This window comes from Candidatus Accumulibacter phosphatis (assembly GCF_000024165.1).
Taxonomy (GTDB): Bacteria; Pseudomonadota; Gammaproteobacteria; order Burkholderiales; family Rhodocyclaceae; genus Accumulibacter; species Accumulibacter phosphatis.
Genome location: NC_013194.1, coordinates 3,525,081 through 3,540,126, shown reverse-complemented (window position 1 = coordinate 3,540,126; position 15,046 = coordinate 3,525,081). Strand labels below are relative to the sequence as shown.

The window sequence follows — 15,046 nt, the reverse complement described above, 5'->3', positions numbered from 1 at the left end:
CGGTTGAAACACAGGGAGGTGTGCGATGCATATGGCGGATGCACTACTGTCGCCGGCGGTGGGCGGCACATTGTGGGCGGTGTCGGCGGCTGGCATCGCCTATTGCGCGAGAAAGGTAAGGGACGATCTCGACGAGCGCAAGGTGCCGCTGATGGGTGTTCTCGGTGCCTTTCTCTTCGCCGCGCAGATGATCAACTTCAGCATTCCCGGCACCGGCTCGAGCGGTCATCTCGGGGGTGGGCTGTTGCTGGCGATTCTCCTCGGCCCGCACGCGGCCTTCCTGACGGTCGCCTCGGTTCTCGTCGTGCAGGCGCTGTTCTTTGCCGACGGCGGGCTGCTGGCGCTCGGCTGCAACATCTTCAATCTGGGCTTTCTCCCGGCCTTCGTCGCCTACCCGCTGGTCTACCGCAGAATCGCCGGCGCGCGACCGGGCCCGCTGCGCCTGAGCGTGGCGACGATCGTCGCCGCCGTCGTCGGGCTGCAGCTCGGCGCCTTCGGCGTCGTTGTCGAGACGGTGGCGTCGGGAATCTCGTCGCTGCCGTTTTCCACATTCGTTCTCTTCATGCAGCCCGTTCATCTGGCGATCGGCATCGTCGAAGGTTTCGTCACGGCAGCGATCGTTGCGTTCGTCCATCGTGCCCGGCCCGAGCTGCTCGACGCTCTGCCGGCTAGCGCGGGCGCCCGGCCGCTGCGCGCGCTGCTGCTCGCCTTCCTGGCCGCCGCGGCAGTCACCGGTGGGGTGCTCTCATGGTTTGCGTCGAAAAACCCGGACGGTCTCGAATGGTCGATTGCCCGGGTCACCGGCGCCGACGCGTTGCCCGCGCCGGAGCAGGGTGTCCACGCGGCCCTCGCCGCTCTCCAGGAGAGGATCGCGGTGCTGCCGGATTACGCCTTCCGGAAGTCGGCAGAGGCAGCCAGTATCGCCACGGGCGACGAGGCCGGCGACGATCAGGAAAGCCGACTCGGCAGCAGTGTCTCGGGAATTGTCGGCGGTTCCGTCGCGCTGGTGCTTGCCTTCCTGATCGGCTTCTTGCTCAAGTGGCGGGTCCGAGCAGCAAGCGGGGGCGGCGGATCGCGACGATGAGCGGCCGGCAGGTGCCGCGCAGCGACGGTTCGCCGTCCCTGCCCTGAGCCCGACGCATGGCGTCGATCGATTCGATTGCCGAGAATCTCCGTCACCTCGACGAGTTCGCGCGGGCCGATACCGTCGTCCATCGCCTCGACCCGCGCGCCAAGGTGGTGGTGACGCTGGCCTTCGTCGTGATCGTCGCGTCTTTCGACAGGTATACGGTGGCGGCGCTGATGCCGTTTGCTGTCTTCCCGATCGCCCTCGCCGTACTCGGCGGGCTGCCCGCAGGCTATCTGGCGAAGAACGTCGCGCTGGCCATCCCCTTCGCTTTGCTGATCGGTCTGTTCAACCCGTTTTTCGACCGCGAGGTGGTCTTCCACCTGGGCTCGCTGCCCGTGACCGCGGGCTGGATATCCTGTGCGTCGATTGCCGTCCGTGCCGTGTTGACGCTCGGCGCGGCGCTTGTTCTGGTCGCCCTGACCGGATTCCCGGCCGTTTGCGCGGCCCTCGAAGGGCTCGGCATGCCGCGCGTTTTCGCGGCACAAATGCAGTTCCTTCATCGCTATCTGTTTGTCCTGGTTGATGATGCGGCGCGCAGCACACGCGCCCTGGCGCTTCGCTCGGGTGGCAACGCTCCCCGGCCGACAACTGTCGCCTCGCTGCTCGGTCTTCTCCTGCTGCGAACCTGGCAGCGGGCAGAGCGGATCCACCTGGCGATGCTGGCCAGGGCCTATCAGGGCGAGTTGCACAGCCGGGAAACTTGGCGTTTCGCTGCTGCCGAGGTCGCCTTCGTCATCGGCTGGGTCAGCCTTTTCTGCATCTTGCGCTATTACGACCTTACGCGGCTACTGGGTACGCTAGTCGCACGGGTGTTGCCGTGAGTCACCATCTGGTTGAGTTGCGGAGCGTTAGCCATGTCTATCCCGATGGCAGCGTGGCGCTGCGCGATGTGTCTATCCGCGTCACGCACGGCGAGTGCGTGGCGATCATCGGCGCCAATGGCGCCGGCAAGTCGACACTGCTGCTGCACTTGAACGGTTGTCTTGCCGCCAGTTCGGGCGAGGTGCGCGTTGGCGACTTCCCGCTGACGCGCAAGACCCTGACGCAGGTTCGCCGCACGGTCGGCATGGTCTTCCAGAATCCCGACGACCAACTGTTCATGCCGACCGTTCTCGACGATGTCGCCTTCGGACCGCTCAATCTTGGTCTGCCGCAGGCTGATGCCGAGCAGCGCAGCCGCGCCGCGCTCGAACGCGTTGGCGCCTGGCATCTGCGCGACAAGCCGCCGTACCTGCTTTCCGGCGGCGAAAAGAAGCGTGTGGCGATTGCCACGGTGCTTTCGATGGCGCCGGACATCCTCGTCATGGATGAGCCGACGAGTGGGCTCGACCCTGTCGCCCGACGTCAGTTGATGGCGCTGGTGAGCGAGTTTCAGCACACCAGGATCCTCGCCAGCCACGACCTGGACATGGTGCTGGCGCTGTGCGAGCGCACCGTCGTCCTCCACGAGGGACGGGTTGCTGCGGACGGGGCCAGTCGCGACATCTTTCGCGACGATGCGCTGCTCGCGCGGTGTCGCCTGGAAAAGCCCTTGGCCATGCAGGGGTGCCCGGTCTGTGGTGTCGTCCGGCTGTTGCCGAGGTCAGGCGCCGCCTGAACACGGCGCACTGCAGGTCCGGGCAGAGGCATCTTCCGAAGCCTGGATAAACCGCCGTGGGGTGTCGATAAATCTTACACGGGGGAGCAGATTTCCCGGTTTTCTCCGGCCATCCCCATGTTTTATCGATGTACTTAGTAGATGGCACGTTATGTGCTTTTCTACAGCTGAGTCGCCTAGCCAGAATCGACCATAATTCAAACGATCGCTACCTTCCCCCCGAGGAGAAAACAATGTCCGCCGTCCGTTCCCTGTTTAAAAAATCCCCCCTTGTGGCTGCCGGAGTGCTCGCCATGTCCTTGTTGGCATCGACAGCCGAGGTGTCGGCCGCCCCGGTACTCGGTGGCCAGCTTTTCTGGTCCGGTGGCGACGTCACGATCACCGTGCTGCCGGCGACAGCCGGTTACACCAGCCAGCTCAAGCTCTTTTCCGCAGATCCCGATCTGTTCATAGCGCGCAACGTGGACGTCGGCGCCAGCCTGACGATTGGGGCGAGCTTGATCGACGTCGCTCACAACATCGGCGATGAACTGGTGTTCGGTATTTTTGTCGAAAATACCGGCGATACCTTCCTGATGGGGCCTGGTTCACGGAACGGCGATGGTCTGTTGCATGCTGGTGTCGACAGCCTCGGCGGTGGGGTGTTCCAGGTCGGCTTCGAGGATATCCGTGGTGGTGGTGACCGCGACTACGACGACAACGTTTTTCGTTTCGAAGGCGGCGTGATTACCAGCGTTCCCGAGCCCGGATCGCTTGCCCTGCTGGGTCTGGGACTTGGCCTTGCCGGGTCTTTCCTGGCACGCCGGCGCGTCAAGGTCTGACCGACAGGCTGCCGACGAACATGAAAAAGCGGGGCTCTGCCCCGCTTTTTCATTGTCCGACAGGGGAAGCAACGATCCCTTTCCTGCGACCACAGCGCCAACCACGAGACACGCGACCGGGGGTCGGCGAGCGTCAGCGGCGGCGCGGCGGCATTGAACCGATCGTCGTTTCCGCAGCCGGAGGTGCAGGCATCACTCGCCTTCTCGATGGTAGGCGACGATCCTTTCGACCTCGTTCCGCGAACCCATGATCACCGGGCAGCGCTGATGCAGGCCAGTCGGCTGCAAGTCCATGATCCGCTGGGTTCCGGTACTCGCCAGACCACCTGCCTGTTCGACGATGAAGCTCATCGGATTGCCTTCGTACATCAGGCGAAGTTTGCCTTCCTGGCTCTTGGTGCGCAGCTTGCGGTCCATCGGATACAGGAAGACGCCCCCGCGGCAGAGGATCCGATGTACATCGGCGATCATGGCGCCCGCCCAGCGCATGTTGAAATCCTTGTTGCGCGGGCCTTCCTTGCCGGCGATACACTCGTCGATGTAACGTCGGACAGGGGGATCCCAGAATCGCATGTAGGACGCGTTGATCGAGAATTCCTGGGTATCGGCGGGGATCTTCATGTCGGGATTGGTGAGGATGTACTCGCCGATCCGTTGGTCCAGCGTGAAGCCGTTGACCCCGTGACCGGTGGTCAGCACGATCATCGAGGACGGTCCATAGAGGGCGTAGCCGGCGCAGACCTGACGCGTGCCCGGCTGCAGGAAATCGTCTTCGGTCGGTTCGCCAGTGGCTCCCTCGGGGCGGCGCATGATCGAGAAGATGGTGCCGACCGCGCCGCAGACGTCCGTGTTCGACGAACCGTCCAGCGGGTCGAAGACCAGCAGATACTTGCCGCGCGGATACTGGGCGGGCAAGTGGTACACGTCGGTCATCTCCTCGGATGCCAGGGCGGCGACATGCCCGGCCCACTCGTTACGTTTGATGAAGAGGTTGTTGGCGATCACGTCCAGCTTCTTCTGGGTTTCCCCCTGGATGTTCTCGGTGTCGGCCGTTCCGAGAACGCCCACCAGGCTGCCGTAGCGCACGGCGCTGGAAATGGCTTTGCAAGCGATCACGACGTCGTTGATCAGGGCGGTGAAATCGCCCGAGACGCCCTGGATTTGTCGTTGTTCCTCGATGATGTATTCAGTGATGGTGGTGCCGATTGGCATGATGGTTACCCCTGGGTTGTCTGGAAGTACATCGGTTGCCGGCCCCGCCTCTACTTGTGCCAAGCCGACAGAGTAAGATTTTACCCCTACGCACCCAGTGGTTGAAAGGCCGCTGCGCGAATGCCTGGCCGTGGCATCTCCGCTTCCGGGGTGCCGAGCGCGTCGGCGCTTTGTCGCCGACGGCGCTGATTCGTCGCGACGACGAAGAAACGTGCCGGCATCTTGTCTTCCGTGAACTTGTGCACGGCGTTGACAGGGTAGCGGTGCTAGTCTGGCATCGGATCGACCGGCAACAGTTCGGCAGCGCAGTTGGTCTCGGGAGCCGTTTGCAGCGATCGCCCCAATGACGAAAGTAGATGAAGAACCCAACTTTTTTTACCAGGAGTCGTTATAATGATGTTGCACTGCAACAAGACTGAGTTCACGAGACTCCAGCCGGACCATGAGAGTGTCCAGTGTCACAAGTACCTGAGGAGTAAGCGTATGAAAGCACCGAAAATCCTGCCGTGGATCGCCCACAAGACCGGCATCAGCGAAGCACTGGCGCTCAAGTTATGGCGTCGGGCTGCCGGAGAAGCCGAAGTGATGACCGGTTGCTGTGACAGTTCCGATTACTATCGCCTGGCCGTCGAGCGTTTCATCGACTTCGCTGAGGCCGAGGGCGGTCGGGCTGTCGTGCGTGAAACGCGCGGCGCGAAAACGTGCATCTCCTGGCTGTGGCGTCACCAGCACCGCGTCTCGAAACTGAACCTGATCATGGCTCAGTGCCTCGCCCGGCTATGGCAATCGAACGTGAACTCGTTGTTCGGTGTGCGCCAGCACGCTGCCTGAAGCTGTGATGCGGCCCAGGCAGCCGGTCGGGCTCAGTGGCGACCAGCGATGGGCAATGGGACTTGTAGAGAAGCCGCCAGTTCTCGGCTCAAGCTTGTCGCGTCCACGCCGGCCGCCAGTCGGCTGATGCGCACCGAGTAGCGGTAGCCGCCTCCGCCGTTGGCCTGCGGCTTGATGCGTGCATCGTAGCCGGCCTCGCGAGCACGATCGTACAGGGCCAATGCGTCTGCCTCACTGTCGAGTGTTGCCAGTTCGATGCCCCATCTTCCACGCCGCGCGGCGGCGCGCTCGCTGGTCGGCGCTCGCGCCAGAGCGTCGCCAGGTATGGCGGTCAGCCCTGTCCAGACTGATACCTGCTGTCCCGTAACGATCTCCAGTGGTAGGGGTGAGGCGTCCTTGGGCGCCACATAACAGCGTAGTGGTTCGTTGATCTGCTGCGCTTCTTGCTGCGGGTGCACGACGGTGATGCTCCCTTCGAGCAGACAGATTCGGTCGCGTTCGCCGTCGGCGCTGCCCCACAGATCGGTGCCTCGCAGCCCCGCCGTGATCGTGCCGATGCGCAGGTTGACGGCTCGCCGTTGACGACTCCTGGCATCAGCACCCGTCGTGAGGCGCAGTGCTCCTTGTGGCACGTCGAGAGCTGCGGTGAATACCTCTCCCTCGCGGACACCGAGTGCGTTCAACTGGAGGATGGTATCGGCACCCAGGGCGACCACGCTGCCATCGGCCAGTCGGATCCGTACGCGGGCGGTGGCCCCGGTGATGATGCGGTCGCGATTCTGCAGGACCACTCCCGGGCTGAGTTCCTGCCGCGTTCCCTGCCGCTCGACCCAGGCGGGTACCTGTACACGTTCGACCACAGCGTCGGCCTGAGCCCCGCCGGTCGACGCCTGCGTCGGCAGGCTCGCCGCCAGCAGACAGGCGGCAAGAAAGGCGTGCATGCGATGCCTGTTCATTGATGCTCCCCAGTGGCGAAGCCGAGAATTCTACACCGTGACTGCGCTGTTCGGCATGCTGCGTTGGCGGCGACTTGCGTTTGCCCGGGCAGCCGGTAGACTGAATGGATGCGAGGAGAGTGGAGCGATGAGCGACTGATGCTGGCCTACCGTACTGGGGACGCAGACGCGTTCACGACGCTCTACAGTCGTTATCGGGGTTCCCTTTATCGCTATCTGACCCAACATTGCGGCAATGCGGCGCTTGCCGAGGAGCTGTATCAGGATGTCTGGATCAAGGTGGTCAACGCGCGCACCGATTATGAGCCGTTGGCTCGCTTCTCGACGTGGATTTTCCGGATCGCGCATAACCGTCTGATCGATCACTACCGAAAACATGCTCCCCAGTTGGCGGCGAGCTTCGCGCCGCAGGCGACGGACGACGATCCTGACGCTCTTGATGACCTGATCGACAGCCTGCCGGCACCGCTTCACGAGACGCCGCACGCCTTGCTCGAGCGGCGTACGACGGCCGAACGGATCAGCCTCGCGCTGGCCGACCTGCCCCCCGCGCAACGCGAAGTCTTTCTGCTTGCCGAGGAGGGTGGCCTGACGCTCGAAGAAATCGCTGCCGCCACAGAGACCGGACGCGAAACGACGAAGAGCCGCTTGCGCTACGCGCTCGGCAAGCTAAGACATTCGCTGCAGGATTTGCTATGAGCGAACTGCTCCAGGACTCCCCTCGCGATCCGCAAGTCTCGCGGCTGTACCGGGAATTCTCGACAGCCGAGCCGTCGGCTGCGCTGGACCAGCGCGTCCTCGCGGCCGCGCGCACCGCGCTTGCGGATCGCTCAAAAAGCGTCCGCAGCCAGGGCTGGTGGCAACGCTGGCGTACGCCGCTGGCCCTGACCACGACGCTGGCGCTGAGCTTGACGCTGGCTTTGCTGCATGAACGGCAGCCCGGCCCCGTGCCTGTCGAGCGTGCTGTGGACCGGCAACTGCCGGACGTGCGACGCGACGCTCCGGGCACCAAGGCCGTCGAACAGGCGAAGCCGGAGCTGCCCGCGGCACCCGCCGCCGCACCCGCCGCCGCAACAGTGGCCATACCCGCCGCTGCGCCGGCGAACTCTCAGCCGGAGACGAAGGCGCGGGTAGCTCGCCCTTCGCTCGCGGTCGGTGAACACGACGCCCGAGCAGGAAGTCAGGTCGCTGCCGAGCAGGCGTCGCCAGTGGTCGCTGACTACCAGGCCCGGTCTGCCGCACCTGCTGCGGCGCCCGCCGTGGCGCCTGCGGAAGCGAAGCGCGAGAGCCTGCCGGCAAGCCCGGCCGCCAAGAGCAAAGGCGGCGTTGCCGGCGCGGTTGACGAGGCACGCCTCGACAACGCCGTCACGCCGACGCCCGCGATGCGCGAGTCGGCGGCGGCACTGGGCAAGTTGCGCGCCGAGGTACCGCGTTCGCCGGCCGCCTGGCTCGAGGAAATCCGCGCGTTGATGCGCGAAGGCAAGGCCGAGGAAGCTGCCCGGCAGCTGCGCGAGTTTCGGCGCACACACCCGGACTACCCGCTGCCTGAAGAATTTCGCCAGTAATCTGAACCCGTTTGGCGGTCGCCCGCGTTTACACGGTCACCTAGTCACTTCATCCCAGGAGACCCTCATGAACAAGCTCGCCGCCCTCTTTGCCGCCCTGCCGCTGGCTGCCTGCGTCAGTCTTGCCGACGCCGGCGCCTTGGTGGATATCAGTGTGCTCGACCGCAGCAGTGGTCAGAGACTCGAGGTGTTCCGCCACCAAGGCCGCCTCTATGTCGCCGGCACTCCCGGCAACCGCTACGCCGTCATGCTGCATAACAAGAGCGCCGGCCGGGTGCTGACCGTCGTTTCGGTGGACGGCGTCAACGCGCTCAGCGGCCAGACTGCCGCCACGTCCCAATCGGGTTACGTCCTTTCGCCGTCGCAGTCGGCCGAGATCAGCGGCTGGCGCAAGAGCATGGACGATGTCGCCGCCTTCTACTTCACCAGCGTTGCCGACAGCTATGCCGGGCGCACCGACCGGCCGCAGAACGTCGGGGTCATCGGCGTTGCCGTGTATCGGGAGGCCGAGCCCATCGTCGCCACCCCGCCGGTGGCGATGCAGCCGCGCGAGCGTGACCATGTCGGCGCTGCCGAGGGCGCTCGCGCGTCGACCGCCGAGGCGAGCGTGGCGGCGCCCGCCCGCGACGAGGCGCCGCTCCGGAAAGCGGAGTCTCGCCTGGGTACCGGTCACGGCGAGCGAATCAGCGCGCCGACCCAATACACCGAGTTTCGCCGCGCCAGCGAATCGCCGGCGGAGATCGTCACGATCCATTACAACAGCCGCTCGAATCTGCTAGCGCAGGGAATCATTCCTCGCCCGCGGCCGCAACCGCCGCTTGCCAACCCGTTCCCGGGAGGCTTCGTTGCCGATCCGGGGCGCTGAACCGACCATCGCAGACCGCCTGCCGGTGCCAGCGGAGGAGGGCTCGAATGCGTATAATTCGCCGTTCAGCCCCTTTTCCGGATCGTCATCAGCCATGCCGCAAGAGCATCAACCCGCCATGCAGGACAATTCACCACCCGTGCTGCAGGAGAAGTATCAGCCCGCGGACCTGGAAACGGCCGCTCAGGCACTCTGGACCAGCAGTGGCGCCGCGCGCGCCAGCGAAGACCCAAAGCGGCCCAAGTATTACTGCCTGTCGATGTTCCCCTATCCTTCCGGCAAGCTGCACATGGGGCACGTGCGCAACTACACGATCGGCGATGTCCTGGCGCGTTTCCACCGCATGCTCGGCTACAACGTTCTGCAACCGATGGGTTGGGACGCGTTCGGCATGCCCGCCGAAAACGCCGCGATGCAGAACAATGTGCCGCCCGCGCAGTGGACCTACGCCAACATCGACTACATGAAGGCCCAGCTCAAGCGTCTGGGCTTCGCCATCGACTGGGATCGCGAGATCGCCACCTGCCGGCCGGAGTACTACCGCTGGGAGCAATGGCTGTTCACCCGCCTCTATGAGAAGGGCTTGATCTACAAGCGGCTGGGGACCGTCAATTGGGATCCGGTCGACCAGACCGTGCTCGCCAACGAGCAGGTGATCGATGGCCGCGGCTGGCGTTCGGGCGCGTTGATCGAGAAGCGCGAGATCCCGATGTACTACATGCAGATCACCGCCTACGCCGAGGAACTGCTGGCTGACCTCGATACACTCGACGGCTGGCCGGAGCAGGTCAGGCTGATGCAGAAGAACTGGATCGGCAAGAGCACCGGCGTGCGCTTCGCCTTCCCGTACCAACTCGATGGCGACCCAGGTCTGCTGTGGGTGTTCACGACGCGCGCCGATACGATCATGGGCGTCACCTTCTGCGCCGTCGCTGCCGAGCATCCGCTGGCTGCCTACGCGGCGGCGCGCGACCCGCAGGTCGCTGCTTTCGTCGAGGAATGCAAGCAGGGCGGCGTCGCCGAAGCGGATCTGGCGACGATGGAGAAGAAGGGCGTGCCGACCGGCATTTTCGTCACGCATCCGCTGAGCGGCGAGCAGGTCGAGGTGTGGATCGGCAACTACGTGCTGATGAGCTACGGCGATGGCGCCGTGATGGCGGTGCCGGCGCACGACGAACGCGATTTTGCGTTTGCCAGGAAATACGGCTTGCCGATCCGGCAGGTGATTGCGGTCGACGGCGAGGACTTCTCGCTCGATGGCTGGCAGGAGTGGTACGCCGACAAGCAGTGTGGTGCCTGTGTCAATTCCGGCAAGTACGACGGCCTGGCCTGGGCGGCGGCGGTCGACGCCATTGCTGCCGACCTCAGCGCGCAAGGGCTGGGTGACAAGAAAGTCCAGTTCCGTCTGCGCGACTGGGGAATTTCGCGACAGCGCTACTGGGGCTGCCCGATCCCGATCATCCATTGCGCCGCGTGTGGCGACGTTCGCGTGCCCGACGAAGACCTGCCGGTCGTCCTGCCCGAGAACGTCACGATCACCGGCGCCGGCTCGCCGCTTGCGCGCCTGCCCGAGTTCTACGAGTGTCGTTGCCCGAAGTGCGGTCAGCCGGCGCGCCGCGAGACCGACACCATGGACACCTTTGTCGAGTCGTCGTGGTATTTCCTGCGCTACTGCTGCCCCGACAACGATCGGGCGATGGTCGACGAGCGTGTCGCCTACTGGTGTCGGGGCGGCATCGACCAGTACATCGGCGGTATCGAACACGCCATCCTGCACCTGCTCTACTCGCGTTTCTGGACCAAGCTGATGCGTGACCTCGGCCTGTTCGGCGAGCAGCCGCTCGACGAGCCGTTCGCCAGGCTGCTGACGCAGGGCATGGTCGTGGCGCCGACCTTCTACCGCGAAGACAGCCATGGCAAGAAGCAGTGGATAAATCCGGCCGACGTCGATGCCGTCCACGACGAACGTGGCCGGGCGAGTGGCGCCAGCCTGCGCGCCGACGGCCTGCCGGTCGTCGTCGGCGGTATCGAGAAGATGTCCAAGTCGAAGAACAACGGCGTCGATCCGCAGGCGCTCATCGACCAGTACGGTGCCGACACGGCACGCCTCTTCATCATGTTTGCGAGTCCGCCCGACCAGTCCCTCGAGTGGTCCGATGCCGGTGTCGAGGGCGCCTTCCGTTTCCTCAAGCGGCTCTGGCGAATCGTCTTCGAGCACCTCTCGGCGGGTCCGGTCGCGCCGCTCGAGGCTACGGCCCTTACCGCGGAACTGAAGGCGCTGCGCCGTCAGCTGCATCAGACGATCGGCAAGGTGGCCGATGACTACGGTCGGCGCAAGCAGTTCAATACCGCCATTGCCGCGGTGATGGAATTGCTCAACGCCTACGTCAGAATTGCCGGCGATTCGGCCGTCGTCCGCGCCGTGCGACAGGAAGTGCTCGAGGCCGTGACGCTGATGCTCAGCCCGATCGTCCCGCATGTCTGCGAAGCGCTCTACGCGGCGCTCAAACCCGGCCACGTTGCCAGTAGTACGCCCTTTCCCAAGCCCGATGCCGATGCCCTGGTGCGGGATGAGATCGAACTGGTACTGCAGGTCAACGGCAAGCTGCGCGGTAGCCTGCGGGTGCCCGCTGACGCCGACCGCACGAGTATCGAAGCCGCCGCGCTGGCCAGCGAGGCGGCACGCAAGCATCTGGCCGGTGCGGCAGCGAAGAAGGTCGTGGTCGTTCCCGGCCGGCTGGTCAACATCGTCGCCTGAAACCGTGAGGAAGACCCCGATGCGTGTCGCCCTGCCGTGCAACACCTTGCTGGCCCTGCTCTTGGCTGTTGCGTTGCTTGCCGGCTGTGGCTTCCAGCTGCGTGGTTCCTACTCCCTCCCCTACGAAAGCCTCTACGTGGAAATGCCGGACTATTCGGTGATCGGCGCCACGCTCAGGCGTGCCATTCGTTCATCGGGCACGACGCGGCTGGCTCTCACGCGCAGCGACGCCGAGGCGACGCTCTTGCCGGGTGCCGAGTATCGTGACCGGGTGATTCTCTCGGTTTCCAGTGGCGGCCGCGTCAGCGAACTGCGGCTGCGCTATCTCTACAACTACCGGCTGATCGATGCCCGCGGGCGTGACTTGGTGCCGCCGGGCAGCATCGAGATGGTCCGCGACCTGACCTACGACGACTCCAACATCCTGGCCAAGCAACAGGAGGAAGCGCTGCTCTGGCGCGACATGGAGAATGATCTGGTGCAGCAGCTGATGCGCAAGCTGGCGGCCGTCAAGCCGGTGTTTCAGCCGGTGGACGGCTAGCGGCCCCGGCCATGCTGCTCAAGGGCGAGCAACTCGCGGCGCATCTCGAGCGCGCGTTGAAGCCCGTCTATCTCGTCTACGGTGACGAACCTCTGTTGGTCATCGAAGCCGCCGACGCGATTCGTGCGGCAGCGCGCCGCAACGGTTTCGACGAACGCGAGGTGCTTACCGCCACCGGTGGCTTCAACTGGAACGACCTGTATCACGCTGCCGGCAGCATGTCCCTGTTTGGCGGCCGCAAGGTGATCGACCTGCGGATTCCCACCGGCAAGCCCGGGCGCGACGGCAGCGCCGCGCTGCAGGAGTACTGCGCGCGCCCGTCGCCCGATTCGCTGTTGCTGGTGACCCTGCCTGGCGTCGACTGGCGGGACGAAAAGTCGGCCTGGATGAGCGCCCTGGCGGCGGCCGGAGTCGTGGTGAAACTGATCCCGCCGCTTGTCGCCGACCTGCCGGCCTGGATCGCCGGCCGCCTGCGTCGCCAGAAGCAAAGTGCCGCTGCCGAAGGGCTGCGTTTCATTGCCGAACGGGTCGAAGGCAACCTGCTCGCCGCGCATCAGGAGATCCTCAAGCTTGCCGTTCTCTACCCGCGCGGCGCACTGAGCCTCGAGCAGATTCGCGAGGCCGTGCTCAATGTCGCGCGTTACGACCTCGACGGACTGCGCGAAGCGATGCTGGCCGGCGACGTGGCGCGGCTGACGCGAACCATCGACGGACTTCAGCAGGAGGGCGAGGCACCGCTGCTGGTTCTCTGGGCGATGACCGAGGACGTGCGGGTGCTGGCGCAGATCAACGCCGGACTTGCCGGGCGCCAGTCGCTCGATCTGCTACTCAAAGAGGCGCGTGTCTGGGGGGTGCGTCAGCCCTTGGTCAGGCGCGCCGTGCAGAGGATAGACGGCACGCGGGCGACGGCCGCGCTGGCGCATGCCGCCCGCATCGACCGGATGATCAAGGGACTCGCCAGCGGTGACGTCTGGGACGAGTTTCGTCAGCTTGGCCTGCACATCGCCGTCGGCTGAACGACGGCCAGCGCTCCGCTGCGGCGCCCGCTCACGAACTGGCGCCGCTTTCCGGGTCGCTTGACGGCGAATCGGGTGCCAGGTGTTCCCAGGCGCAATTCGCGCCTTCGCCACGTGCATCGGTGAGACCGTGGCTGTTCGTGGTGCGTACCAGGCACTCGCCCTCGCAATCCTCTCCGACGACAACCAGACGCAGTTCGCTATCGACGGTTCGCTCCCCGTCCCAATAACTGCAGGTCGCGCAGACCTTGACTTCAGCAGGCAGAATCAGCTTCTTTTTCATGATCTTGATCGGTACAGGCAGGTAACGATGGGGTTAAGAGTACGTTTCGTGCAAGTGGTTCCCTTGACGCCCATGCGCCGGCGATGGCTATAATCAGCCTGTCTGCAGAAAAGAGAAGGCTCATGGACATCGAGCAGTACATGCAAACCGTCGGCGAGCAGGCCCGCGCCGCGTCACGGCGCGTCGCACGCGCCGACAGCAATGCCAAGAACAGCGCGCTGCGGGCCATGGCGGCGGCAATCCGGCGCGAGGCAGACGTCCTCGTCGCGGCGAACCAGGACGATCTTGCGGCCGCGCGCGCGGCTGGCCTCGAACCGGCGCTGCTCGACCGTCTGACGCTGTCCGCGAAGGGCGTTGTGGCCATGGCCGAAGGTGTCGAGCAAGTCGCTGCGCTGGCCGATCCGGTCGGCGAAATCAGCGAACTGAAATTCCGGCCCAGTGGTATCCAGGTCGGCAGGATGCGCGTCCCGCTTGGCGTCATCGGCATCATCTACGAGGCGCGTCCCAACGTGACGGCCGACGCTGCTGCCCTGTGCCTCAAGTCCGGCAATGCCTCGATCCTGCGTGGTGGCTCCGAAGCGATCCGCAGCAACCAGGCGATCGCCGCGCTCGTCCAGGAGGGACTGGCCAGCGCCGGCCTGCCGGCCACCGCCGTGCAGGTGCTCGAGACCACCGACCGGGCCGCTGTCGGGCATTTGATCCGTATGCGCGAGCATGTCGATGTGATCGTGCCGCGCGGCGGCAAAGGACTGATCTCGCGTTTGCTCGCCGAGTGTCGCGTCCCGATGATTCAGCACCTTGATGGCAACTGCCACGTCTTCATCGACGCTGATGCCGATCCCGAGAAGGCGCTGCACATTGTCGAGAATGCCAAGACGCAGCGTTACGGCACCTGCAACACCGCCGAGTCACTGCTCGTGGCGCGTTCGCTGGCAGGGCGCTTGCTGCTGCCCCTGGCGACGATGCTGATGCGCCAAGGCGTCGAGATTCGCGGCTGTCCCGAAACACTTGCCATCGTCCCGCAGGCGACGGCGGCGACCGAGGACGATTACGCTACCGAGTTCCTGGCGCCCATTATTTCCGTCAAGATTGTCGCCGGGCTCGACGAAGCGATCGCGCACATCAATCGCTACGGGTCACACCACACCGACGCCATCGTCAGCGAGAACTACACCTCGGCAATGCGCTTCCTGCGTGAAGTCGACTCGGCTTCGGTAATGGTCAATGCCTCGACGCGCTTTGCCGATGGTTTCGAGTACGGTCTTGGTGCCGAGATCGGCATCTCGACCGACAAGATTCACGCTCGTGGTCCGGTCGGCCTGGAAGGACTGACCAGCCAGAAATGGATCGTTCTCGGCAACGGCGAGGTGCGCAGCTAGCTGCCTTGCCGGCGGCGGCGCTGCTTGCCGTTTCGTTGCACACCTGCAGCGGCGGGCGGATGCCGCTGCGGTTTTCCCGGACCCGCCGAATGA

At 64.9% G+C, this 15,046-nt stretch carries 15 protein-coding genes; 12 read left to right on the top strand and 3 right to left on the bottom strand.

What is annotated here, in order from left to right; genetic code table 11:
* The first annotated feature begins 25 nt into the window (after positions 1-25).
* From CAP2UW1_RS15305 to CAP2UW1_RS23965, 4 genes are all read left to right on the top strand, one after another.
* A complete protein-coding gene (locus CAP2UW1_RS15305; protein ID WP_015767526.1) occupies positions 26-1,084 on the top strand; it encodes an energy-coupling factor ABC transporter permease in 1,059 nt (352 codons plus the stop codon).
* 56 nt (positions 1,085-1,140) lie between these two features.
* On the top strand, positions 1,141-1,950 hold the full coding sequence (gene cbiQ / locus CAP2UW1_RS15300) for a cobalt ECF transporter T component CbiQ (protein ID WP_015767525.1): 810 nt from the start codon (positions 1,141-1,143) through the stop codon (positions 1,948-1,950).
* A complete protein-coding gene (locus CAP2UW1_RS15295) occupies positions 1,947-2,726 on the top strand; it encodes an energy-coupling factor ABC transporter ATP-binding protein (RefSeq protein ID WP_015767524.1) in 780 nt (259 codons plus the stop codon). The genes cbiQ and CAP2UW1_RS15295 overlap by 4 nt, the downstream gene beginning before the upstream one ends.
* A gap of 128 nt (positions 2,727-2,854) precedes the next feature.
* Positions 2,855-3,547, top strand: a complete 693-nt coding sequence (locus tag CAP2UW1_RS23965; RefSeq protein WP_081444201.1) for a DUF4114 domain-containing protein — start codon at positions 2,855-2,857, stop codon at positions 3,545-3,547.
* Positions 3,548-3,739: 192 nt separating this feature from the next.
* On the opposite strand, the gene CAP2UW1_RS15285 is transcribed toward CAP2UW1_RS23965, so the two are convergent.
* On the bottom strand, positions 3,740-4,759 hold the full coding sequence (locus CAP2UW1_RS15285) for a class 1 fructose-bisphosphatase (RefSeq protein WP_015767522.1): 1,020 nt from the start codon (positions 4,757-4,759) through the stop codon (positions 3,740-3,742).
* 483 nt (positions 4,760-5,242) lie between these two features.
* On the opposite strand from CAP2UW1_RS15285, the gene CAP2UW1_RS15280 reads away from it, so the two are divergent.
* Positions 5,243-5,590, top strand: coding sequence for a hypothetical protein (locus tag CAP2UW1_RS15280; protein WP_041567866.1), 348 nt, complete (start codon positions 5,243-5,245; stop codon positions 5,588-5,590).
* Between the two features lie 32 nt (positions 5,591-5,622).
* Here CAP2UW1_RS15280 and CAP2UW1_RS15275 read toward each other — a convergent pair whose 3' ends face one another.
* Positions 5,623-6,546, bottom strand: coding sequence for a FecR domain-containing protein (locus tag CAP2UW1_RS15275; RefSeq protein WP_015767520.1), 924 nt, complete (start codon positions 6,544-6,546; stop codon positions 5,623-5,625).
* A 108-nt stretch (positions 6,547-6,654) separates the two neighbouring features.
* On the opposite strand from CAP2UW1_RS15275, the gene CAP2UW1_RS15270 reads away from it, so the two are divergent.
* The 6 genes from CAP2UW1_RS15270 to holA all read left to right on the top strand — a co-directional run bounded on the left by CAP2UW1_RS15270 (position 6,655) and on the right by holA (position 13,291).
* A complete protein-coding gene (locus tag CAP2UW1_RS15270) occupies positions 6,655-7,245 on the top strand; it encodes an RNA polymerase sigma factor (RefSeq protein ID WP_015767519.1) in 591 nt (196 codons plus the stop codon).
* On the top strand, positions 7,242-8,111 hold the full coding sequence (locus tag CAP2UW1_RS15265) for a hypothetical protein (RefSeq protein ID WP_015767518.1): 870 nt from the start codon (positions 7,242-7,244) through the stop codon (positions 8,109-8,111). The genes CAP2UW1_RS15270 and CAP2UW1_RS15265 overlap by 4 nt, the downstream gene beginning before the upstream one ends.
* A gap of 67 nt (positions 8,112-8,178) precedes the next feature.
* Complete coding sequence (locus tag CAP2UW1_RS15260; RefSeq protein WP_015767517.1) at positions 8,179-8,976, top strand: hypothetical protein; 798 nt, start codon at positions 8,179-8,181, stop codon at positions 8,974-8,976.
* A 142-nt stretch (positions 8,977-9,118) separates the two neighbouring features.
* Positions 9,119-11,734, top strand: coding sequence for a leucine--tRNA ligase (gene leuS / locus CAP2UW1_RS15255; protein ID WP_041568593.1), 2,616 nt, complete (start codon positions 9,119-9,121; stop codon positions 11,732-11,734).
* A gap of 19 nt (positions 11,735-11,753) precedes the next feature.
* Positions 11,754-12,275: an LPS-assembly lipoprotein LptE gene (locus CAP2UW1_RS15250; RefSeq protein ID WP_015767515.1), complete on the top strand. Its 522-nt coding sequence runs from the start codon at positions 11,754-11,756 to the stop codon at positions 12,273-12,275.
* Positions 12,276-12,286: 11 nt separating this feature from the next.
* Positions 12,287-13,291, top strand: coding sequence for a DNA polymerase III subunit delta (gene holA, locus CAP2UW1_RS15245; protein ID WP_015767514.1), 1,005 nt, complete (start codon positions 12,287-12,289; stop codon positions 13,289-13,291).
* Positions 13,292-13,322: 31 nt separating this feature from the next.
* Here holA and CAP2UW1_RS15240 read toward each other — a convergent pair whose 3' ends face one another.
* Positions 13,323-13,574 carry a hypothetical protein gene (locus CAP2UW1_RS15240; RefSeq protein WP_015767513.1) on the bottom strand — a complete coding sequence of 84 codons (252 nt, stop codon included), beginning with the start codon at positions 13,572-13,574 and terminating at the stop codon, positions 13,323-13,325.
* Positions 13,575-13,696: 122 nt separating this feature from the next.
* Between CAP2UW1_RS15240 and CAP2UW1_RS15235 the strand changes: the two genes are divergently transcribed.
* Positions 13,697-14,953, top strand: a complete 1,257-nt coding sequence (locus CAP2UW1_RS15235) for a glutamate-5-semialdehyde dehydrogenase (protein ID WP_015767512.1) — start codon at positions 13,697-13,699, stop codon at positions 14,951-14,953.
* Positions 14,954-15,046 lie beyond the last annotated feature (93 nt).